This is a genomic window from Streptomyces sp. P17 (genome assembly GCF_032436805.1).
GTDB lineage: Bacteria > Actinomycetota > Actinomycetes > Streptomycetales > Streptomycetaceae > Streptomyces.
The window spans coordinates 1-21,056 of the sequence record NZ_JAVRBF010000021.1 but is presented as its reverse complement, the minus strand read 5'-3'; the positions used below and the strand labels follow the sequence as shown (position 1 = coordinate 21,056).

The 21,056-nt window shown below is 70.3% G+C and carries 18 protein-coding genes and 1 pseudogene; 6 read left to right on the top strand and 13 right to left on the bottom strand.

Annotated elements, in window-relative coordinates; all coding sequences use genetic code 11:
• Positions 1 to 13: 13 nt before the first annotated feature.
• Genes RMT89_RS15730 through RMT89_RS15720 form a run of 3 tightly spaced genes read right to left on the bottom strand, consistent with a single transcriptional unit; the run spans position 14 to position 2,265 of the window.
• A complete protein-coding gene (locus RMT89_RS15730; protein WP_315884386.1) occupies positions 14 to 1,012 on the bottom strand; it encodes a methionine synthase in 999 nt (332 codons plus the stop codon).
• Entirely contained in the window at positions 1,009 to 1,707 is a 699-nt protein-coding gene (locus RMT89_RS15725) for an SDR family oxidoreductase (protein ID WP_315884385.1), read from the bottom strand. The genes RMT89_RS15730 and RMT89_RS15725 overlap by 4 nt, the downstream gene beginning before the upstream one ends.
• A gap of 18 nt (positions 1,708 to 1,725) precedes the next feature.
• Complete coding sequence (locus tag RMT89_RS15720) at positions 1,726 to 2,265, bottom strand: TIGR00730 family Rossman fold protein (RefSeq protein WP_315884384.1); 540 nt, start codon at positions 2,263 to 2,265, stop codon at positions 1,726 to 1,728.
• A gap of 51 nt (positions 2,266 to 2,316) precedes the next feature.
• On the opposite strand from RMT89_RS15720, the gene RMT89_RS15715 reads away from it, so the two are divergent.
• Both RMT89_RS15715 and RMT89_RS15710 read left to right on the top strand, forming a co-directional pair.
• A complete protein-coding gene (locus RMT89_RS15715) occupies positions 2,317 to 2,640 on the top strand; it encodes a DUF427 domain-containing protein (RefSeq protein ID WP_315884383.1) in 324 nt (107 codons plus the stop codon).
• 36 nt (positions 2,641 to 2,676) lie between these two features.
• Complete coding sequence (locus RMT89_RS15710) at positions 2,677 to 3,459, top strand: alpha/beta fold hydrolase (RefSeq protein ID WP_315884382.1); 783 nt, start codon at positions 2,677 to 2,679, stop codon at positions 3,457 to 3,459.
• 16 nt (positions 3,460 to 3,475) lie between these two features.
• Here RMT89_RS15710 and RMT89_RS15705 read toward each other — a convergent pair.
• From RMT89_RS15705 to RMT89_RS15690, 4 genes and pseudogenes are all read right to left on the bottom strand, one after another.
• A pseudogene (locus tag RMT89_RS15705) lies at positions 3,476 to 3,802 on the bottom strand (aminomethyltransferase beta-barrel domain-containing protein); the annotation flags it as partial.
• A 56-nt stretch (positions 3,803 to 3,858) separates the two neighbouring features.
• The gene (locus RMT89_RS15700) at positions 3,859 to 4,668 is read right to left on the bottom strand and encodes a YgjP-like metallopeptidase domain-containing protein (RefSeq protein WP_315884381.1); all 810 of its coding nucleotides are present in this window, start codon (positions 4,666 to 4,668) and stop codon (positions 3,859 to 3,861) included.
• Between the two features lie 62 nt (positions 4,669 to 4,730).
• Positions 4,731 to 8,387, bottom strand: a complete 3,657-nt coding sequence (locus RMT89_RS15695; protein WP_315884380.1) for a type I restriction endonuclease — start codon at positions 8,385 to 8,387, stop codon at positions 4,731 to 4,733.
• 105 nt (positions 8,388 to 8,492) lie between these two features.
• Complete coding sequence (locus RMT89_RS15690; RefSeq protein WP_315884379.1) at positions 8,493 to 9,050, bottom strand: ATP-binding protein; 558 nt, start codon at positions 9,048 to 9,050, stop codon at positions 8,493 to 8,495.
• 272 nt (positions 9,051 to 9,322) lie between these two features.
• Here RMT89_RS15690 and RMT89_RS15685 point away from each other — a divergent pair, with 272 nt between their 5' ends.
• Complete coding sequence (locus RMT89_RS15685) at positions 9,323 to 10,177, top strand: helix-turn-helix transcriptional regulator (protein ID WP_315884378.1); 855 nt, start codon at positions 9,323 to 9,325, stop codon at positions 10,175 to 10,177.
• Positions 10,178 to 10,180: 3 nt separating this feature from the next.
• The gene (locus RMT89_RS15680; protein WP_315884377.1) at positions 10,181 to 10,384 is read left to right on the top strand and encodes a DUF397 domain-containing protein; all 204 of its coding nucleotides are present in this window, start codon (positions 10,181 to 10,183) and stop codon (positions 10,382 to 10,384) included.
• Here the strand turns inward: RMT89_RS15680 and RMT89_RS15675 are convergent.
• The 4 genes from RMT89_RS15675 to mnmA form a co-directional block, all read right to left on the bottom strand.
• Entirely contained in the window at positions 10,353 to 13,574 is a 3,222-nt protein-coding gene (locus RMT89_RS15675; protein ID WP_315884376.1) for an N-6 DNA methylase, read from the bottom strand. The genes RMT89_RS15680 and RMT89_RS15675 overlap by 32 nt on opposite strands.
• Before the next feature lie 119 nt (positions 13,575 to 13,693).
• Positions 13,694 to 14,461, bottom strand: a complete 768-nt coding sequence (locus RMT89_RS15670; protein ID WP_315884375.1) for an RloB family protein — start codon at positions 14,459 to 14,461, stop codon at positions 13,694 to 13,696.
• 22 nt (positions 14,462 to 14,483) lie between these two features.
• Positions 14,484 to 15,641, bottom strand: coding sequence for an ATP-binding protein (locus tag RMT89_RS15665; protein WP_315884374.1), 1,158 nt, complete (start codon positions 15,639 to 15,641; stop codon positions 14,484 to 14,486).
• Positions 15,642 to 15,899: 258 nt separating this feature from the next.
• Complete coding sequence (mnmA, locus tag RMT89_RS15660) at positions 15,900 to 17,030, bottom strand: tRNA 2-thiouridine(34) synthase MnmA (protein ID WP_315884373.1); 1,131 nt, start codon at positions 17,028 to 17,030, stop codon at positions 15,900 to 15,902.
• Between the two features lie 60 nt (positions 17,031 to 17,090).
• On the opposite strand from mnmA, the gene RMT89_RS15655 reads away from it, so the two are divergent.
• Positions 17,091 to 17,756: a peptidoglycan recognition family protein gene (locus tag RMT89_RS15655; RefSeq protein ID WP_315884372.1), complete on the top strand. Its 666-nt coding sequence runs from the start codon at positions 17,091 to 17,093 to the stop codon at positions 17,754 to 17,756.
• A gap of 331 nt (positions 17,757 to 18,087) precedes the next feature.
• On the opposite strand, the gene RMT89_RS15650 is transcribed toward RMT89_RS15655, so the two are convergent.
• Together RMT89_RS15650 and RMT89_RS15645 are read right to left on the bottom strand one after the other, a co-directional pair.
• On the bottom strand, positions 18,088 to 19,494 hold the full coding sequence (locus RMT89_RS15650) for a HAMP domain-containing sensor histidine kinase (RefSeq protein WP_315884371.1): 1,407 nt from the start codon (positions 19,492 to 19,494) through the stop codon (positions 18,088 to 18,090).
• Positions 19,491 to 20,162 carry a response regulator transcription factor gene (locus RMT89_RS15645; protein ID WP_315884370.1) on the bottom strand — a complete coding sequence of 224 codons (672 nt, stop codon included), beginning with the start codon at positions 20,160 to 20,162 and terminating at the stop codon, positions 19,491 to 19,493. Before RMT89_RS15645 ends, RMT89_RS15650 begins: the two co-directional genes overlap by 4 nt.
• Positions 20,163 to 20,277: 115 nt before the next feature.
• Between RMT89_RS15645 and RMT89_RS15640 the strand changes: the two genes are divergently transcribed.
• Complete coding sequence (locus tag RMT89_RS15640) at positions 20,278 to 20,859, top strand: PepSY domain-containing protein (RefSeq protein ID WP_315884369.1); 582 nt, start codon at positions 20,278 to 20,280, stop codon at positions 20,857 to 20,859.
• The last annotated feature ends 197 nt before the right edge of the window (positions 20,860 to 21,056 follow it).

The following is a 21,056-nucleotide window of genomic DNA, read 5'->3' as shown; positions in this document are numbered from 1 at the left end:
TGTTGTCCTCCCGTTACTCTGGGTTGTCCGCGAGGGATCTCGCCGCCCGGACGCAGTGGGCGAGGGCCTTGCGGGCGTACTCCGGGGAAGCGCCCGCGAGTCCGCACGCCGGGGCGACCGTGACGGACTCTGCGAGAAGCCCCGGTCGCAGCCCCAGCCTGCGCCACAGCGTCCTGACACCCATGACGCTACCGGCAGGGTCTGACAATGGGCCGTCCGTGCCCGGGACGACACCTGCGAACAGCCGGGTGCCCGCCTCCACCGCCTCGCCGATCATGTCGTCGTCACGCTCGGTGAGGAGCGAGAAGTCGAAGGAGACCGCCGTGGCGCCTGCCCGGCGCAGGAGGGCGAAGGGGACGTCCGGTGCGCACGAGTGGACCACGACGGGACCGCCGGCGTGAACCCCGACGACCTCGCGCAGCGCGGCCTCCACGATCTGACGGTCCACGGCCCGGTGTGTCCGATACCCGCTGGCGGTCTTCACCTGGCCGCGGAGCACTGCCGTGAGGGAGGGTTCGTCGAGTTGCAGGACGAGTTGGGCGCCGGGGATGCGGCGCTGGACCTCGGCGAGGTGGAGTCTGATGCCTTCGCCGAGGGAGGCGGTGAGGTCGCGGCAGGCACCGGGGTCGGAGAGCGCGGACTCGCCGTTCCTCAGCTCCAGGGCGGAGGCGAGGGTCCAGGGGCCGACGGCCTGGACCTTGAGCTGCCCCTCGTATCCCCGGGTGAACTCCTCCAGCGCGTCGAGGTCCTCGCCGAGCCAGGACCTGGCCCGCTTGGTGTCCCGTCCCGGCCGGTCCCCGAGCCGCCATCCGCTGGGCTCCACGCGTGCGTACAGCTCGACGAGCATTCCGGCGGTACGGCCGATCATGTCCGCGCCGGGGCCGCGGGCGGGGAGCTCGGCGAGGAACGGGAAGTCCTCGATGGATCCGGTGACCGTCTTGGCGGCCTCACGGGCGTCGCCGCCGGGCAGGGAGCCGATGCCGGTGGCGGGGGCGAAGCTGAGCGGCGTCACCGGCCCGGCCTCACCGTCAGGTCGTTGACCTCCGCGTCCCTGGGCAGGTCGATCGCCATCAGAATCGTGGTCGCCACGGACTCCGGGTCGATCCACTGCGACTCGTCGTACTCCTTGCCCTCCTGCTGGTGGACCTTCGCCTGCATGGGACTGGCCGTACGGCCGGGGTAGACCGAGGTCACCCGGACGCCATTGCCGTGTTCCTCGTGGCGGAGGGAGTCCGCCAGGGCCTTCAGGCCGTGCTTCGAGGCCGCGTACGCCGACCAGTCCGCGTGCGCGTTCAGACCCGCGCCCGAGTTCACGAACACCACGTGGCCGCGCGTGGCCCGGAGTTGGGGCAGGAAGTGGCGGGTCAGCTCCGCCGGGGCGATGAGGTTGACGTTCAGCTGGTGGCGCCAGGTCTTGGGGGTCAGGTCGCCCACCCTCCCCAGGTCCACCACACCCGCGATGTGGAGCAGCGAGTCCACCCGGTCCGGAAGCGACTGGTGCGAGAACGCCCACGACAGCTTGTCGGGGTCCGACAGGTCACCCACCAGCGTCCTCGCCCCGGGAAACTCCGCCGCCAGTTCCTTCGCCCGCCCCGCGTCACGCGCGTGCAGCACAAGTTCGTCCCCGCGCGCGTGCAGCCGACGCGCCACGGCCGCGCCGATGCCGGAACCGGCCCCGGTGATCACATGAGTAGCCATACCGGCCATCGTCGCACCACAGCGCCGTCACTCCACGCCCTGGCTCTCCTCCAGGTACGCCAGCGCCCCCACCGGCTCCTCCGCGAAGAACACCAGGTCGGTCAGCGGCCGGGGCAGGAACCCCTCGTCCTCCATACGGCGGAACTGCTCCTTCAGGCCGTCGTAGAAGCCCCCCGTGTTCAGCAGCACCACCGGCTTGTCCGTGTGCCCGTGCTTCTTCAGCTCCAGGATCTCCGTGGCCTCGTCGAGGGTCCCCGTACCGCCGACCATGATGACCACCGCGTCGGCGTTCTCCAGCAGCAGCTTCTTCCGCTCGGCGAGGTCCCGGGCGACGAGCATCTCGTCGACGCCCGGACGGGCCTTCGCGGCGAGGAAGTCCACGGACACCCCGAGCAGCCGCCCGCCCGCCTGCTCCACCCCGTCGGCGACCACCTTCATCAGCCCCACGTCGGAGCCGCCCCACACGAGCGTGTGTCCGCCCTTGCCCAGCAGGTTCGCGAACTCCCGCGCGGGGCGGGTGTAACGCTCGTCGAGATCGGCCGCGGAGAGGAAGACGCAGATTCGCATGCGACAACCGTATGTGGGAAGAACCGGCGCCCCACGCGCGCTGCACCAACCATGGCTGATGGACACACGATCACGATCGAGCAGGGCACGCGGCGCGTGCGGGTCGTCCACGACGGCAAGGTCCTCGCGGAGAGCGACCGCCCGCTCGTCCTGCGGGAGACCGGCTGTCCCGTGCGCTACTACCTCCCGGCCGAGGACGTACGGCTCGACCTGCTGACACCCTCCGACACCCGCACGTACTGCCCCTTCAAGGGCACGGCCTCCTACTGGTCGCTGCCGGACGCCGCGGACCTGGTGTGGGCGTACCCCGGCCCCAAGCCGGACGTCGCCCGGATCAAGGACCACCTGTGCTTCTACGAAGTAGAGGTGTTGTGACCGATTAGTCCGGTGCCCGATGGCAGTCTGTCGGGCATGGGACACAAGACCTTTTCGCGCGACGGCACCTCCCTCGCGTACGAGAGCACCGGTGACGGCCCGGCGGTCGTCCTCGTCAGCGGCGCGATGTCCACGGGCGCCACCCTGGCCCCCCTGGCCGAGTCCCTGGCGGGGCACGGGTTCACTGTCGTGACGTACGACCGCCGGGGCCGTGGCGGGAGCGGCGAGAAGGCGCCGTACGACGTGGCCCGCGAGGTCGAGGATCTCGGGGTGCTGATCGAGGCGGCGGGCGGCGAGGCGGCGCTGTGCGGGGTCTCCTCGGGCGGCGCGCTGGCGCTGGAGGCGGCGGCGAGCGGGCTGCCGGTGCGTCAGGTGGCCGTGTACGAGACACCGTTCGCCGTGTACGAGGGCGGGAAGGCGGAGTGGGCCACGTACACCGAGCGGCTGACCGAGGCGCTCGGTGAGGGGCGGCGAGGGGACGCCGTCGAGCTGTTCCTCCGGCTCACCGGGCTCGCCGAGACGATGATCCAGGGCGCCCGCCAGTCCCCCATGTGGCCCGGCATGGAGTCCCTCGCACCGAGCCTCGCGTACGACGCCGCGGTGCTCGGGGACGGAGGGGTGCCGCGCGAGCGGCTGGCGTCCATCGAGGTACCGCTGCTGGCGGTCGCGGGCGGCGCGAGCCCCGCGTGGATGCGGGAGGCCGCGCAGGCGATCGCGGAGGCGGCACCGCGGGGCACCTACCGCTCCCTGCCCGGCCAGACGCACATGGTGGAACCGCAGGTCCTCGGCCCGGTGCTGGCCGGGTTCTTCGGGGCCTAGCCGTACGTACGACCACTCAGGCCACGCCGGCCGTCGCGCGCGTGGTCGTCGAGATCGTCGCCGAGCCCACCACGCGCGTGCCGTCGTACAGGACGATCGCCTGGCCGGGGGCCACGCCGCGGACCGGCTCGGCGAAGGTGACCTCCAGGGTGCCGTCGACCAGTTCGGCGGCGACCTCGGTCTCGCCGCCGTGGGCGCGGAGCTGGGCCGTGTAGGTGCCGGGGCCGGTGGGGGCGGTGCCGCACCAGCGGGGCTTGATCGCGCGCAGGGCGGTGACGTCCAGGGCGGCCGCCGGGCCGACCGTGACCGTGTTGTCGACCGGGGAGATGTCGAGGACCAACACCGCCCCACCCCCGGCCGCAACGACCCGCCTCCACTGTCGCGGCCATGGCCCGGCCCTCACCAGCTTTCCCCAGAGGACAACCCAGAGGCAGGCCAGGACTTCTTCAGGGGCGAGTAGTGCCGTGGCGAGGAGACAGCTCCGCGCCACAGTCGCGGCTCCTCCTGCGCGAACTGCCGTTCGCGCACGTCTGCGTCGGGTAGCGCGAGCCGGACGGCCCGTCGGAAAGCCGCTCCGTGGCCGGGGTGCTTGAGGTGGCAGAGCTCATGGATCAGGACGAGGTCCACCAGGACGACCGGCAGCTGTATCACCGCCCAGTGCACGGTGATCGCACCCTCAGGGGAACAGGCACCCCAGCGACGGCCGAGGTCCCGAACCTCGATGCCTGCCGGATCACGCACTCCGGCCAGTGACACCAGCGGCTGAAGCCGGGCAGCGAGCCAGCGTTCCCCGCGGCTGCTGTACCACTCCACAAGGGGCCCCGCATCAGCGGCGGCCGACCGCGATCGGGGCAGCTCCAGCCATCCCTGTCGCAGTCGTACGTGACTGCTGCCGTCGTCGGGAGTGAGCTTGAGCCGGTACCGGCGGCCCAGGTAGGCGAAGCCCTCGCCCCCGATCAGGTCTTTGACCGGTTCGGCCGCCCGCAGGTCCTGACGGCGGCGGACCTCGGCGGCGAGACGCGGCATGCGGCCACGCACCGCGTCGGCGATCTCTTTGGGATCTGCGCCCGCGGGAATCGCGAAGAGCACCCGGCCGTCCTCGGCGATCTCGATGCCGAGGGTGCGGCGCCGTGGCCGCACGACGACATCCCACCGCCACCCCCTGGGCACGGGCAGATCAGCGATGGCCTGTTCGACGACGGTGCTCACCCGCTCTTCCTACCATCCGGCAACGACATCACCCTGCCTGGCAGTCATCAGCGGTCACCGCGTCAGGTGTCCCCGCGGTCCGCCTCGTCGCGCGGCTGGTATCCGAGGAAGTACTCATACCTCTCCACGGCCAGCTCTGCCAGATGGCTTGCGAGGTCGCCGATGTCGTCCCAGTCCATCTCGAGCCAGATCTCCAGGTGCTCGCAGAGTTCGCTGCGCATGCGGTTACGGGCAGCGACCTGTGTGTGTATCTGCGGACGCCGGACGAGCGCGGACATCTCCCTGGTAAGACCGCGGGCCGCCCGGATCAGGTCGGTGCCCGGCGGCCAAGGTTCCCGCCCGGCTTCTTCGGCGTGCTGCTGGAGCAGTCCGAGGACCAGCCGTTCCGTCCGGGAGTCGAGAGCGTCGTCGTTCTCCGGCTCCCGCTCCGCCGCGACCACGTCCCCGACCAGGCGCTTCAGGTCGGCAGCGGCCTGCTCGAAGTCGTCCCGCATCCGCGCGATGATCTCTTCGAGCCGGAGACTGAACCGCTGGTAGCCCGCCCGGTCGCCGCCGAGCTTCGCGGTGATGCGCAGCTTCAGCGAGCCCGTCATGTACGAGCACCGCGCCCGGGGGTCGGCATTCGCGTCGACCCGTTCCATGAACTCCGGATCGGTGAGTTCGACGGGTGGGATCCGCTGCCGGATCCCAGTGGTCTCGATGTGCTGCGAGATGAGCTGCCGGACCTTGGCCCCGTAGCGGCGCGGGCTGAACTGTTCACGGCCGTCGAGGTAGCGGCGTCTGGCCATGTACTGCAACGTGCCCAACTGGCCCGCCAGATCACGGTACTTCAGTGCCTCCGGGTCCGGCAGGACCGCGTTGAGCGCGGTCAGGAAGTCGCGGACGCGTTCGTCGAACTCGCCGCGCCGCAGCGGGTCGTCGAGGCGTTCGCCGAGGAAGTCCTCCCACTGCGACTCGTCGCCGGGGTCGGTGACGTTCTGCCCGGCCAGGAAGCGGGTGACCTTCGCCCCGAGGTCTTCCAGGAGGGCCTTGGCGGCGGCGTCGGACCGCAGCAGCAGTCCGTCCCGGTCCGGGCTGCGGCCGTCGGGCTGCGGCCCCTGGTAGTCCGGCTGGAGGTGGTCCACGGATACGTTCCGGTAGCCGAGCACGTGCCGCAGGTGCTCCTGGTCGTATGAGGCGAGCGAGCGGGCCAGTTCGGGACCGATGCCGACGTAGTCGACGACCTGGCCCCACTTCTTGGCCGGGTAGGGCCGGTTGGTGCGTGCCACGGCCTGCAGCAGTCCCGCGCCGGACAGCTTGCAGTCCAGGTAGAGGACCTGCTCGACGGGTGCGTCGAAGCCGGTGAGCAGCATCGACTGGACCACCAGGAAGGCCATGGTCTCCGGTGGCGCGCTGCCCTCCGTGTCCGGCGGCGCGGGCGGTCCGCTGTCCGCGGGCAGGTCGAGATCGACGTTCCACACCTGGCCGCCGCTCGCCGGGGTGCCGACGCCTGACGGCTGCAGCCCGTGCGTCCTGACGTTCCATGCCGGGTCGGCCGTGATGTCGCGCGGAGGCAGTCCCTTCTTGAAGCGTTCGATGTGCGCGTCCTGGTGGCTCTTGGTGATCCACGGCCGCCATGCCTCCGGGTCGCTGCCGCCCTGCCCGGCCGGGGAGACGACGACGGCCGCGTCGAGCGTTCTCAGTACCTCGCGATCCGGCAGGAGCATGAGGAGCGCCCGCTCCTCGTCGTCGGCTTCGAGCGCGGCCATGGGGTCGGCGATCAGGGCCGGGTCGAGCGCGTCCAGGCGGGCGACCAGCCGGTCGCGGGCGGCGAGCAGCGCGGTGCGGTAGCGGACCGCGGCCAGCCGCGAGACGGTGGCGATCTGCGCCCCGAAGCGGTCGGGCAACGCGGTGCGGGCCCAGTGGCCGAGCATGTGCTCGGCCTTGGCCTCGATCACCGAAGGGGCTTCCAGGATCTCCTTGCGGCGGCCGAACCTGCGCAGCACCTTGGCCCGCAGCTCTGGATCGGACGGCACCTTCTCGTCGAACCGGGCGTCGAGGGCGGCCTGTTCGATGACCTCGAGCGGTACGGCGTAGGCCTCGTAGCGGACGGGTACGACGGACCGGTCGAGTTCGGCGTCGCGCAGGGTGTACGTGTCGGCGTACGGGCCGAAGATCTCCTCGCTGCGTCTGCGGTTGCTGCTGATCACCGGGGTGCCGGTGAAGCCGACGAAGGCGGCGCGCGGCAGCATGGCCCGCCAGCGGGCGTGCTGCCACTTGTCCTGGCCCCGGTGGGCCTCGTCGATGAGGACGACGACGTGGTGGTGGGGATTGGCCACCCGGTTCTGTACGTACCCCTCGCCCTCGGCACTGTCCTCGTCATCGTCGGCGGGGGCGGCGTCGGGCAGTGACTCCTCCCGGCCGTCGTACGCCGTGTCGTCGCGCTGCGCCTTCTGCAAGGTGACAAGGACGACGTCCCCGACGTCCACCTCCAGGTACTTTCTGGCCCGCTTGACGCTCGGCGCGCGGTGCACCTTCTCCTCGGTGGCGGTGAGGCTCGCCCGGATCTGTTTCTCCAGGTCGATGCGGTCGGTGACCACGACCACCTTGTGCGACTTCAGAGCGGGACGGCTGCGCAGGTGCCGGACGAGGAACGCCATGGTCAGGCTCTTGCCGGAGCCCTGGGTGTGCCAGACGACACCGCCCCGGTGGCTGACGGCCACGCCGGCCGCCGCCTTCCTGTCCCGCTCCTCCAGCTTCCGCGTGAGCGCCTTCACCGCCTTGAACTGCTGGTGGCGGCCGACCAGTTTGACCGTACGGTGTCCGCTGCCGAGCCGGGTGGTGAAGTCCCTTACCAGGTCGAGGAGATGGGCAGGGCGCAGCATCCCGGCGACGAGGATCTCCTGGTCGGTGAGGGCTGCCGACGCGGGCTTGCCCACCTCCCCGCGTACACGGTCCTCACTCACGGGCGCGACCGTGCGCCAGGGGGCGAAGTGCCGGGGTTCGGCGGTGACCGTGCCGGTCTCGGCGTGGTCGCGGTCGGTGGCGACCAGGACCTGAGCGAAGCGGACGAATTCGGGTACCGCGGTCGGGGAGTTGACGCCCGCGCACCGGAGAACCTGGTCGACGGCGTCGTCCAGGGCGGCCCGCACGTCTCCCTGAGGGCCGGACACCACAGGCGCCTTGCACTCGATCACCACCCAGGGCAGCCCGTTCACGAACAGCACGAGGTCGGGCGTGACGGGAGTAGCATCCTTCCGCTCGACCCGGAACTGGGAGACGACGAGCAGGTCATTGCCACCACCGGGAGTGTCCGGCTGCTCCCCGAACTCGCCGTCCCAGTCCACGAGTCGTACGTGTTCGGGGTCGCCCTTCGTCCAGCCCGGCAGGGTGCGGGCGTTGCGGCCCTTGCGCAGGAGGTCGGTCACCTCCAGGTTCCCGGCGACACCGCGTTCCTTCGGGCCCTGCCCCGGCGCGGTGCCCTGGACCAGGGCGAGGAGGTGGTCGAGCTGTGCGTCGCTCAGCCAGGAATTCCCGTCCGACGGCCTCGGGTTGATCCTGGCCACGGCGGCCTTGAACCGGTCCGCGTACACGACGGTCTCGAAGCTCGTACGGTCCGAGGCGCCCGGCGCGGTGGCGGGTCCGGCGGTGGGGCCGCCCCGGAGATGGGTCCAGCCCATCGCCGTGAGCTGCTCGATCAGCGGCCGTTCGGTCCTGACGTACTCCGGCTGCTCCGCCACGCGCCTGCCCTCCCCGGCCACCGGCCTCGATCCCGCCCTCCGGTACAGGACAGGTGATCGAAACTCTATCGGCGGCCGGAGAGCGTGGCGCGGGGTGCGCGCGGATCAGGCGGCGAGCACGGGTGAGGGTGGCCGGAAACCATCGCCGAGGGCGAGCTCGAACCAGATGGTCTTGCCGCCCGGCCCGCCGTCCCGCCCGTCGACGGACCCGCAGCCGCCCCACCGGTCGGCGAGACTCTCGATGATCGGCAGCCCGCGACCGCAGGGAGCGGCGGGATCGGGCATCGCCACGTCCGGCGCGAACGGAGGCAGATCCGGACTCGCGTCCCACACGCTCACCCGCAGCGCGGGGCACAGCCACTGCATCCGGACGATGACCGGCCCCTTGGTGTGCCGCACCGAGTTGGTGGCGAGTTCGCAGGTCAACAGCTCTGCCCGATCGGCGAGTTCACCGATTCCGTGCGCCTGGAGTACGGCACGGAGGGTGCCCCGGACGATCCGGGGGCCGCGTGGGTCGCAGGGGAGGTGGAGTTCGTACACCCAGGGGGCGGCGAACGGGAGCGGGGCGGGGTGGTCGCCGTAGCCGACGTCGTCACGGACGTCGTAACTGACGGGGTGAGACGGTTCGTTGCCGGGTTCAGTGCTCTGTTCGTTGCTGCTCACGAGGGTGTACCTCCGTGGTGCGGAACGGGTTCTTTGGGGCGCCTGTTTGCGAACTGCCGGATGGCGGTGGCAGTGCCGGGACCCTGCCTTCCGGAGGGCAGGGGGCCGGTGCGCTTCCGCAGGGCGGCGGGTACCGGGGCGGCGCGATTAACAAGGTACTGCGAGATCACATAACGTTGCTATGCGGTTACACAGAAGAGTTAACATTTAGATTCTGGTAGACCGTGAGTAATCGACTCGGCACACTGTGCGCGAGCACTAGGAGAGGCCTCATGTCACCCCGGCAGACCCCGACCATCCTTCAACGCAGGTTCGGCACCGAGCTGCGACGGCTCCGCGAAGCGGCAGGCATGTCCGCGCCAACAGCCGCCGGACTGCTCGGCACGGACCGCACGGTCATCTCGAACGTCGAGGCCGGCCGCTTCGGCATCAGCGAAGAACGTCTGCGCCGCCTCGCCAGCATCTACGAGTGCGACGACGCCGACCTCATCAACGCCTTGGCAAACCTGACCGGCGGTCGCAAGACCGGCTGGTGGGAGGAGTACCGAGGCAAGATCCCGCCTGGCTTCCTGGACGTGTCCGCGCTGGAGGATTACGCCGTCGGCTTGCGAACGGTGCAGATCGCGCACCTGCCCGGCCTGTTCCATACCGAGGAACACGCCCGCGCCATCTTCGAGTTGTTCTTCCCTCCACTCGCCCGCCTGGAGATCGAGCTGCGCGTGGCACACCGCCTGGCGCGCCAAACCGTGGTGACCGGTGACTCACCCATCTCCTACTCGGGTGTCATCCACGAAGCGGCCCTGCGCATGCAGCTCGGCGGTCGCAATGTGGCCAGAGCCCAGCTCCAGCATCTGCTGGAGTCCAGCGAACGCCCCAATGTCACCCTGCGCGTGGTTCCCTTCGAAGCAGGCGGCTTCCCCCTGCTCGGAGACTCCTCCGTGCTGTACGCCGAAGCGCCCAATCCTCATCTGGACACGGTCCATATGGACTCCCCCGCAGAGCCCGTGTTCATCGACTCACCAACCCAACTGGCCAACTTCCGGACCCGGCTGGACATGGCGGAGAAGGTGGCGTTGACTCCCACCAAGTCCAGGGACTTCGTCCGCAAGATCGCAAGAGAGCTGTAAGAGGTGTCTCACGTGCCCGGCCCGCAGTGGTTGAAGTCTTCATACTCCGACTCCGGTGGCAACAACTGCGTCGAGGTCGCCTGGGTGCGGACGGGCGTTGCCCTGCGGGACAGCAAACGCCCGGCGACCGTGTTCGTCACGGGCCGGGCGTCATTCGGTGCGCTGATCGAGAGCCTCAGGTCCGGTTCACTCGGGACCGACCGCTGAGCAGGTCTTCGATCACCCCTTGCTGGATCGTGCGGAGCTTCGCGACCTGACCACGCAGCGAATCGACCGCCCGGATTCCCGTGCGCCAGGTCTCCACGACCTGCCGCTGCTCGTCGATAGGCACCACCGGGAACGGAACATCCGCCAATAGCTTTGAGTTGATCGTGTACAGCCCGGAACTTGTTGCGCATCGGCTGATCCAGTAGGAACGAACGGCTTTCGAGTTCAGCCACAGCATCGCGAATTCCGGTAGAACTTCGTCACGGTCGAACCTGAGCCGAAAGAGATGGTTCTGGTAGAGCAATCCTTCTTCGGCAGGACCGACCACCGCAGCCCGGCCGATTTCCTCCGGATTCGCATGCCCTTCCACGACCAGTACGTCACCGACCTCCAGCTCATACCTGGGACGGTCGCTCCTTTGCGACTCCAGGAAAGCGACGTCCGAGGTGTCGATCCATCCCATGCGCACGTTGGCCACACGTAGGTAGCCACTAGCCCTCTTCTGCGGTGCGCGATGCGCCCCCAGGGTGATGCCCGGATTGCAGGACATCACCTTCGTCTCCAGCGCCTCGTAGCTGTCCTGCCGCCGAAGCAACCCGGGGCCCAACGCCCCCAGCCACTCCGTGAACCCCTTCGCTGCGTCCCCACTCTCGCACTCCAGGTCCGTCAGCGACACCTCGTACTTCTCGGCCCAGCTTCGGAAGGAAGCGACGATCTCGCGGCGGCCCGCTGCCAACGCCGCGTTCAGGCGGTCGGACAGGTCACGGCGCAGGACGGCGAGGACGACACCCTCAGGGCCGCCCGCCTCGGACAGCTTCCACTTGGCCGCCTGCTTCAACTCCGCCAGGAAGCTGTCGTCCAACGCCTTGCGCTTCTTGCGCGCCGCCGTCAGGGCCTTCTTGGCCGCCGTCAACGCCTTTTCCAGGGCGGCGAGTTCCTCCGGGGCGACCGGCTCCGCCGGTTCACCGGACGCGGACTCGGACTCGTCGTCCGTGTCCGTACCTGCGTCCACCACCGCCGCCCTCGCCTCAGCCGCCGTCTTCGCCGCGGCCTCCGCCTCCGCGACCGCCACGTCCGCCGCCTTGACCGCCTCCAGGAACTCCGGGATCAGCTCCCGTACCACCGGCTGGTCAAGGGCCCTGCGACGCTCGGCCGGGGAGACCGACGTGCGCTTCGCGTCATCCGCGCCGCCACCCGGGACCGCCGGGTCGACGATCGCCTCGACGGAGTCGGCCCAGCCCTCCAGGACCCGCTCGAAGCCGCCCGCCGCGAGGGCCTTCATGTCGTAGCGGTTCTCCGTCCACCACGCGGCGATGATGCCGGCGGTCGTGAACTCGTCGACGACCCCCGCTCCGCCGACCGCGGCCGTGAACCCGTCGAGAAGCCCGCTGCGCAAATCCATCAGCTTCCGGTCCGCCGCGAGCTGTGCGAAGAGACCGGAGCTCTTCGACCACCACTCGTCGAACGTCTCGCGCAGCTCCGACTCCCGCGCGTACGTCAGTCGCGGAATACGGGCGGCCGTGGCCTCCGCTCCCTCCGGCAGGAAGTCGTAGTACTCGCCCGAGCCCTCCCGACGCGCGAACAGCGAACCCGCATCGACCCCGTACGCCTTGAACAGCCCCTCCTTGGCCGCGACTTCGGCGACCGGCACGCCCCCGTACAGATGCGCCCGTACGTCCTGCGGCTCCGCGGGCGGTGAATTGTCCACCCAGCGGCGGATGTTGAAGTTCGCCTCGGGGACGCCCTTCGCGTCGGGGGCGAGGAGTTCGTCGCGGTGGACCTCGCGTGAGTAGCCGTCGATGAGGCGCCATTCGCGGAAGACCGTCACGATCTTCTCGATGTGTTCGGGGCCGAGTTCGTTCTGGTTGCGGCCGGCAGTGAAGTCCCGGTCGGCGTTGATGAAGAGGACCTTCTCCAGGCGCTTCGGGTCGGTCTTCCCGTGCGGGGGCCGCAGGATCAGGATGCAGGCCGGGACGCCCGCGCCGTAGAACAGGTTCGGGCCGAGGCCGATGACGGCTTCGACGCAGTCCGCGCGGAGCATCCCGATGCGGATCTCGCGTTCCTTGCCGCCCCGGAAGAGCACCCCGTACGGCATGACGACGGCCGCTCGTCCGCCGTCCTCCTCCAGAACGGACACCATGTGCTGGACGAACATCAGGTCGGCCTTCTTGCCGCTCCCGGGCGTCCAGCCCCAGTGCATCCGCTTGCCGTGGTCCTCGTCGGCCTTGGCGACGGCGTCCTCGTCGTACGGGAGCGAGAACGGAGGGTTGGACAAGATCGCCGAGAACTTGCGCAGCCGCCCGTTCTCGTCGAGGTGGAGCGGCTCGGCGAGGGTGTCGCCGTGCTGGAGGTCGAAGGTGTGGATGCCGTGCAGGACCATGTTCATGCTGGCCATGGACCAGGACGGGCCGTTCTTGTCCTGCCCGTTGACCGACAGTTCCTCGGGGTCGCCGCCGTGTTCCTCGACGTGCTCGCGGGCCGCGATCAGCATGCCGCCGGAGCCCGCGCACGGGTCGTACACCGACTCCCCGGGCTGCGGGTCGACCAGGCGCACCATCATCCGCACCACCGAACGCGGCGTGTAGAACTCGCCGCCGCGCTGGCCGGCCGAGTCCGCGAACCGGCCGAGAAGGTACTCGTAGGCCGCACCCAGCATGTCGGGGAACTCGAAGTCCTCGTTGCGCAGCCGGTAGAGGCTGAAGTGCCGGATCAGTGAACGGAGTTCGGGATCGGTGAAGCGCGGCTTGGTGCCGACCACCTCGTTGAAGCTGATGTGCGAAGCGATGCCCGCGAGCAGGTCGTTGCCCTCCTGGAGCGCCACCAAAGCCTCGTCGAGGCCTTGGCCGACCTTCTCGGTCAGGGCCATGATGCCGGGCGCCGGGCTCTGCGGCGTCTCCGGGTCGTGGTGCGGTCCACGCCACCAGCGGGCCCGCGGCGGCACGTAGAAGACGCGGGGGTAGGCGGCCGGGTTGTCCGCCTTGGCCAGCGCCCTCGCCTCGTCGCCGCCGGTCTGCGCGAGCCGCTGCTCGTACACCCGCTTCCACTCCGGCTCGAACTCGTCCGAGGCCCGCTTCAGGAAGAGCATCCCGAAGATGAAGTCGCGGTACTCGGAGGCATCCATCCGGCCGCGCAGGATGTCGGCGGCCGAGAAGAGATGGCGTTCGAGCTCGGGCAGGGTGATTCTGGCCACACGCGGATCCTTCGTACGGAAATGGAGGTGCTACGGAAGGTTAGACGGCCCGCCGGTGCGGGAGGTAACCCGCGCGGAACCGGACATCCGCCGCTGTACACCGGGGGCGCGGCCGTCGCTCAGACCTCGACGATGCCCAGGCTGACCAGGAGTCGCCACACGTCCGTGGACGGGTCGCGGCTCAGGACCTCGCAGTTCTTGGCGTGCCCCGAGCGGGCGGCCCGTTCCTTGGCCGAGCGACCGTACTCCGGAGCCTCGAACGTGGCGTTGGCGGGCTTGCACGAATCGTGCTCGCACTGACCGACCAAGGCCCGCGCGTTGTGCACCGCCGGCTTCTCCTTGCCCTTCAGCGCCTTGGTACGGGCATCGTTCAGACCCTTGTCGGGCTTGTCGAACCGCTTGTACGCGGGGTCGGCCTTGCGCAGCTTCTCCAGGACGTGCGTGTTCTTCGCCGCGCCCTGGGCTCCACCGAACGGCTGGAAGTGCAGCAGCAACCAAAGTTCGAAGGAGGGGTGGGAGAAGCAGACCTCGGTGTCCGAGGCCGCTGCGGCCTCGAACGCCTCGGAGATGTCGTGGTGGCTGTCCCGGTCGAAGAGCACCCAGGTCTCGTCCTCCCCCTGAGCGGCCTCGACCACCGCCTTGACGGTACGGGACGGGATCAGGCCGTCGGCCTTGCGGACCGGCTTGATGGTGAAGGGCGGTCGGCCGGTCTCGTTGTCCCCGCTCCCGAACTCCTTGTTGAGGTACCGCAGATAGTCGTACTCGGTCACCTCGCCCTCGCACCCCACGTAAAGCACCCGCTCGCGACGTGAGTACTGCGACGGAGGCGCCTGCGGCGGCATCACCGTGCTCGCCGCGTCCTTCTTCGACCTGCGCCTGCTGCTCATGCTCCGTGCCCACCCCGTTCGCTCACGCCGTCGCAGCCGCCTTCTCCTCCAGCCAGGACACCTCGCGGGCGATCTCGCCCGGCACCACCCGGGGCACCCCTCCGTACCGGCCACGCAGATAGCCCCGCTCCAGGTCCTCGCCCTCCTCCGGATGGGCGGCGGCCAGCGGATACAGCTCACTCGCGCCGGACTTCGTCTTGGCGGTGAGCCATACCTGATCGCGGCGGAGCGGACGGTCGAGTACGGCGTTGCCGAGCAGCGTGGCGTCATGGGTAGTGAAGATCAGCTGGGCGCCCTTGGTGTTGGCCTTGCGGTCCTGGAAGAGACGGACGACCTCGGCGGCCAGCGTGGGATGGAGGCTGGAGTCGAGCTCGTCGACCAGCAGCGTCGTCCCGTTGTCGAGGACGGTGAGCATCGGGCCGAGGAAAGCGAACCACGCGTGCGTGCCGAAGCTTTCCTCGGTGAGGAAGTCGAGGGGAACCGCTTCCGCCCCCTCCGTCCGGTGCCGAAGAGCGACGGCGCCGGTGTCCGGATCGAGATCGAAGCCGGTGACGCCCAGGTCCGCGGCGGCCAGGAGCTGGACGAGTCGTTCGCGGTAGCCGGTGTCGTCGTGGAGTTCGGTGAGGCGGCGCCTGGTCCAGTCGGCACGGTGCGTGATGTCCTCACCCGGGGTCATCAGCCACAGGTTGTTCAGGAACCAGCGGTGCAGGGCGGACAGTTGCGGGTCGTTGAGGGTGGCCGCGGTGGAGAGGAAGAGGGCGTTCGGCCGGGTGAGCGCGACAAGGTCGTCGCGGCGGCCGGTGAAGGCCGGGCTCTCGAAGAGGTACTCGTCGCCGTCCTCCGCCGGGCGGTCCGCCTCCCTGTCGAACCAGACCTGCCGGATGCCTTCCGGATAGGCGTGCAGCCATTCGGCCTCCACCCGGTCGTCAGAGAGTTCGAAGCCGTACGTGTAACGGACGGGGGTGCGGGCGCCAAGGACCAGGTCGACCTCGAAGAGGGTGGTCTCCTCGGCGCTGGCGGCGTCCAACTTGAAGGGCTGCCGGTGAGGCACCCCGGGATACTTGGCCCAGTCCGCGAAGGAGGTGCGTACCGCCTCCCGCATGGCGTGGAACGCGCTGAGCAGGTTGCTCTTGCCGGAAGCGTTCGCACCGAAGATCCCGGCCACGGGCAGCACCGGCACGTGCCCGCCACCGTCCTGAGCGATCCCGCTGTCCCGCGCGATGCTATCGGAACTGTCAGCACTGCCCGCAGCGACAAGTGTCAGCTCGGCCTCGTCCCGGATCGAGCGGTGATTCGCCACTCGAAAGCGCAGAAGCACCGTCCACCTCCCGAAGGGGCGGGGAGGTCCCGCCGCCGGCTCACACTGTGCGGACCTTCCGCGACGGCCAGCCTATGCCGGGGTGGTCGGACCGTGCCAGCTCCTGCGAGCCCTCGAGGATCAGGCTGTGGCAGCTTCCCGGCGAGCCGTGGTCGTCGAGATCGTCGCCGAGCCCACCACGCGCGTGCCGTCGTACAGGACGATCGCCTGGCCGGGGGCCACGCCGCGGACCGGCTCGGCGAAGGTGACCTCCAGGGTGCCGTCGACCAGTTCGGCGGCGACCTCGGTCTCGCCGCCGTGGGCGCGGAGCTGGGCCGTGTAGGTGCCGGGGCCGGTGGGGGCGGTGCCGCACCAGCGGGGCTTGATCGCGCGCAGGGCGGTGACGTCCAGGGCGGCCGCCGGGCCGACCGTGACCGTGTTGTCGACCGGGGAGATGTCGAGGACGTAGCGCGGCTTGCCGTCGGCGGCCGGGGTGCCGATGCGCAGCCCCTTGCGCTGGCCGATGGTGAAGCCGTACGCGCCCTCGTGCGTGCCCAGCTTGGCGCCGGACTCGTCGACGATGTCGCCCTCGGCCTTGCCGAGCCGCTTCGCCAGGAAGCCCTGGGTGTCGCCGTCGGCGATGAAGCAGATGTCGTGCGAGTCGGGCTTCTTCGCGACCGCGAGACCGCGGCGCTCGGCCTCCGCGCGGATCTCGTCCTTCGTCGTCACCGTGTCGCCGAGCGGGAAGAGCGCGTGGGCGAGCTGCTTGTCGTCCAGGACACCGAGGACGTACGACTGGTCCTTGGCCATGTCGGAGGCGCGGTGCAGCTCGCGCGTGCCGTCCGGGTTCACGATCACCTTGGCGTAGTGGCCGGTGCAGACCGCGTCGAAGCCGAGGGCCAGCGCCTTGTCCAGCAGCGCGGCGAACTTGATCTTCTCGTTGCAGCGCAGGCAGGGGTTCGGGGTGCGGCCCGCCTCGTACTCGGCGACGAAGTCCTCGACCACGTCCTCGCGGAAGCGGTCGGCGAGGTCCCAGACGTAGAACGGGATGCCGATGACGTCCGCGGCGCGCCTCGCGTCGCGCGAGTCCTCGATGGTGCAACAGCCACGCGCGCCCGTGCGGAACGACTGGGGGTTCGCGGAGAGCGCGAGGTGGACTCCGGTCACGTCGTGGCCGGCCTCCGCGGCGCGGGCGGCGGCTACGGCGGAGTCCACGCCTCCGGACATGGCGGCGAGTACGCGAAGGGGGCGCTGCGGGATGGTGTCAGTCATAACTCTTCAAGAGTACGGGTCCACGGGAACCGGAGCCCACGAGTATCCGTTGACGATCGCATGGGGGCGAGGAAGGCGTCCAAGGACCCGGACCGGCGCATCGGCCGGCGGGCACTGCTCATCGGCGGCGCCGCGGCCGCGGTGGGCACCGGTGTGCTGGCGCGCGACGAGCTGGGGCGGCTGTGGTGGCGGATGCCCGGCGTGGAGAAGCCGCGCAAGGAGGGTGAGGTCGACTTCGCGGGCGCGCGGTGGGTGGCGGCGTCGGACGCGAACTGGCGGCGGGCGGACCGGCCCGACGACTACGGCATCGACATGGTGGTCATCCATGTCACGCAGGGCAGTTTCGACAGCGCGGTGCAGGTGTTCCAGGACCCGGAACACGGCGCGGCCTCGCACTACATCGTCCGCAAGGACGGCCGCATCACCCAGATGATCCGGGAGCTGGACGTGGCGTACCACGCGGGCAACCGGGACTACAACGAACGCAGTGTCGGCATCGAGCACGAGGGGTTCGTGGACCGGCCCGAGGGCTTCACGGACAAGATGTACGAGGCCTCGGCGCGGCTCACGGCCCGCATATGCGCCCGCTACGACATCCCCGTCGACCGCGAGCACATCGTCGGCCATGTGGAGGTGCCGGGCACGGACCACACGGATCCGGGCGAGCACTGGGACTGGGAGCGCTATCTGAAGCTCGTACGGCAGGCGCGCGCGACGGTGGCGTGAGCTAGGGGGTGTTTTGAAAGTCCCGCACAGCACCCACGGCGCCCGGCACGCACCCTCGCCGCACCGGCCAAAGACCCAAGTACGTCCAGTACGAGGGCCTTCGTCCGGCACGCCGAGGGCACGCACCGAACACCGCGGGCACCGCACAGGACTTTCAAAACACCCCCTAGTGCCGCGGCAGGCAACGTTCGCCACCTCGCGACGCCCGGCACTCACTCTCGCCGCACCGGCCGAAAGCCCAGGTACATCCAGTACGAGGGCTTCCGGCCGGCACGCCGAGAGCACGCGCCGGACGCCGCTCCTTGACGGGCAAACGTCGCCTGCCGCGGCACTAGGCGATCGGCAGGCGGAGCTCGAACAGGGCTCCGCCTGCCGGCGCTTCGTGGACGGTGAGGGTGCCGCCGTGGCGCTCGGCGACATCGCGGGCGATGGCCAGGCCGAGGCCGGCGCCGCCGTCGTCGCGGCTGCGGGCCTCGTCCAGCCGTACGAACCGCTCGAAGATCCGCTCCCGGTCGGCCACGGCCACGCCGTCCCCGTCGTCGGCGACCTGGACGACGGCCCGGTCCCCTTCCCTGCGCACCGTCACGGTGATCGCGGAACGGGCGTGCCGAGCGGCGTTGTTCAGCAGATTGGCGAGCACTCGTCCCAATTGCCCCCGGGATCCGGCCACTTCCATCGGCCCGTCCGCCGTCACTGTCACCCCGGCCCGCCCCTCGGCCTCCTCCTCGGCCAGCGCGGCGAGCTCCACCCGGGCGTCGGTGGGCCGCTCCCCCGCGTCGAGGCGGGCGAGCAGCAGCAGGTCGGCGGCGAGGTGTTGCAGCCGTACGGTGTCCTCGACGGCCCCGTCCAGGTCCAGGAACTCCGGGTGGGCGGCGGCCACTTCGAGCTGGGTGCGCAGGGAGGCGATCGGGCTGCGCAGCTCGTGGGAGGCGTCGGCGACGAAGCGCCGCTGGCGTTCGACGGAGGTCTCCAGGGCGGCGAGCGTCTCGTTGGTGGTCCGGGCCAGCCGGGCGACCTCGTCGTGCGTGCCGGGCTCGGGGACCCGCCGCGACAGATCCTCGGACGCGGTGATCTCCGCCATCTCGCGCCGGATGCCCTCCACCGGGCGCAGGGCACGCCGGGTGACCAGCCAGGTCACGGCCGCGACGACGCCCAGCAGCAGCGGGAAGCCGATGAGCATGACGGTGAGCGCGGTGTTCACGGCGCTCTGCTCGGCGTCCAGCGAACCGCCGGCGTAGACGGTGAGCAGCCCCCTGTCGCCGGCCACCACCGGGACCGCGGCGAAGCGGTAGTCGGCGGTCTCACCGTCGATGGTGGCGGAGCCGTCGCTGAACGTGGTTCCCTCGCCGATCTCTCCGGCGCCCGGGGCCGTGTCGTCGTCCTCGTCGTCGTCCTCGCCGTCCGTGCCGGGCACCGCACCCGGTCGCGGCTTCACCGCGTCGGTGGCCGTGCCGCTGATCCGCTCCAGACCGTCGCTCGCCGCGACCAGCGCCTGGTCCGCGTCGACGACCTGGACCGGGCTCTCGTCGTCCAGGTCCAGCTGGTCGTACGCCTTCCCGGCGGCGAGCTGGGCGACGACGTTCTGCGCCGTGCGCTGCGCGCCGTTGCCGGCCTGGTCGATCAGGTTGGACCGCAACGACAGCAGCACCGCCGCTCCCGCCGCGACCAGCGCCACCGCGACGACGAGGGTGGCACCGAGCGTGGCCCGCGACCGGACCGAGCCGAAGAGCCGTCTCATCGTTGTTCCTTCTCCAGCCGGTAGCCGGCGCCCCGGACCGTCCGGATGAGCCCGGCGCGCAGCTTGCGCCGCAGGGTGCTGACGTACACCTCGACGATGTTGGGGTCGCCCTCGTACGCGAAGTCCCAGACGTGCTCCAGGATCCGGGCCTTGGACACCACCTCGCCGGCCCGCACCACGAGCTGCTCCAGGACCGCGAACTCCTTGGTGGTGAGGGCCACTTCGTCGTCGCCGAGGAAGACGCGGCGGGCGGCGGTGTCGACCTTGAGGTCGCCGTGGACGTGCACGGGCGAGGCCCCGGCGCCCTGGCCGCCGCGCCGCAGCAGCGCCTTGACGCGGGCGACGAGGACGACGTACGAGAACGGCTTGGTGAGGTAGTCGTCCGCGCCGGTGTCCAGCCCCTCGGCCTCGTCGTACTCGCCGTCCTTGGCGGTGAGCATCAGGATCGGCACGTCGTGGCCTGCGGCGCGCAGGGCGGCGCAGACGCGGTAGCCGTTCATGCCGGGCAGCATGATGTCGAGGATCACGAGGTCGTACGACCCCTCGCTCGCCCGGTACAACCCCTCGCGCCCGTCATGGACGACGTCCACGGCGTACCCCTCGGCCGTCAGGCCCTTGGCGAGCGACAGGGCGAGCCGCTTCTCGTCCTCCACGATCAACAGACGCATGCGTACAGCCTGGCAAAGCGAAGCTGAAGATCTCTTCAGGGGACTTCAGGTTCCTCTCAGCGTCGGTTCGGCAGCGTGTGTCCCGTCGAACCGAAACGACTCGGGAGGAACCGGAATGAAGCGCAACATCGTCATCGCCACCGTCGCCGCCGCGGCCCTGATCGGAGGCGGCACCGTCGCGGCGTACGCGTCCGGGGACGACGACAGCGCGCCCAAGGAGCGGCAGTCGAGCGCCCAGAGCGCCGACGTCACCGCCGTCGACGCCGTAGCGGCCGCGCTGGGGCACACGCCGGGTACGGCCGTCGCGGTCGACCGGGAGGACGACGGCGAGGACGCCTGGGACGTGGACGTCGTGAAGTCGAACGGCACCGAGTACACCGTGAAGGTCTCCCCGGACACCGGGAAGGTCCTCGGCGCCCAGCGCGACGACGACGATGACGACGCCCGCGACGACCTCGCCGCCCTGAAGGGCACGGACGTGGACGCCCGCGAGGCGGCCCGAACCGCCGCGGCCCAGGGCACGGTCACCGAGGTCGACCTGGACGACGACGGCCCCGCGGCCTGGAACGTGCAGACCACGAAGGGCGAGTGGAAGGTCGACGTCAAGACGGGCAAGCTCACCCAGGACCACGACGACGACCGGAACGGCCAGGACGACCGCGACGACCGCGACGACCGCCACGGCGACGACGACTGACATCAGGTGGGGCAGGGGTCCAGGGGGCAGTGCCCCTTGGACCGGGTCAGCCCTGCGTCAGGCCCGCCACCAGTTCGTCCGCCGCCCGATACGGATCCAGCTCCCCCGCCACGATCCGTTCCCTTGGACCGGGTCAGCCCTGCGTCAGGCCCGCCACCAGTTCGTCCGCCGCCCGATACGGATCCAGCTCCCCCGCC

Coding starts and splice junctions, on each gene's coding strand:
- RMT89_RS15650 (WP_315884371.1), bottom strand. CDS start 19,494: ATGAGACGGCTCTTCGGCTCGGTCCGGTCGCGGGCCACGCTCGGTGCC.
- RMT89_RS15640 (WP_315884369.1), top strand. CDS start 20,278: ATGAAGCGCAACATCGTCATCGCCACCGTCGCCGCCGCGGCCCTGATC.
- RMT89_RS15710 (WP_315884382.1), top strand. CDS start 2,677: ATGGGACACAAGACCTTTTCGCGCGACGGCACCTCCCTCGCGTACGAG.
- RMT89_RS15645 (WP_315884370.1), bottom strand. CDS start 20,162: ATGCGTCTGTTGATCGTGGAGGACGAGAAGCGGCTCGCCCTGTCGCTC.
- RMT89_RS15655 (WP_315884372.1), top strand. CDS start 17,091: ATGGGGGCGAGGAAGGCGTCCAAGGACCCGGACCGGCGCATCGGCCGG.
- mnmA (WP_315884373.1), bottom strand. CDS start 17,030: ATGACTGACACCATCCCGCAGCGCCCCCTTCGCGTACTCGCCGCCATG.
- RMT89_RS15715 (WP_315884383.1), top strand. CDS start 2,317: ATGGCTGATGGACACACGATCACGATCGAGCAGGGCACGCGGCGCGTG.
- RMT89_RS15725 (WP_315884385.1), bottom strand. CDS start 1,707: ATGGCCGGTATGGCTACTCATGTGATCACCGGGGCCGGTTCCGGCATC.
- RMT89_RS15670 (WP_315884375.1), bottom strand. CDS start 14,461: ATGAGCAGCAGGCGCAGGTCGAAGAAGGACGCGGCGAGCACGGTGATG.
- RMT89_RS15720 (WP_315884384.1), bottom strand. CDS start 2,265: ATGCGAATCTGCGTCTTCCTCTCCGCGGCCGATCTCGACGAGCGTTAC.
- RMT89_RS15685 (WP_315884378.1), top strand. CDS start 9,323: ATGTCACCCCGGCAGACCCCGACCATCCTTCAACGCAGGTTCGGCACC.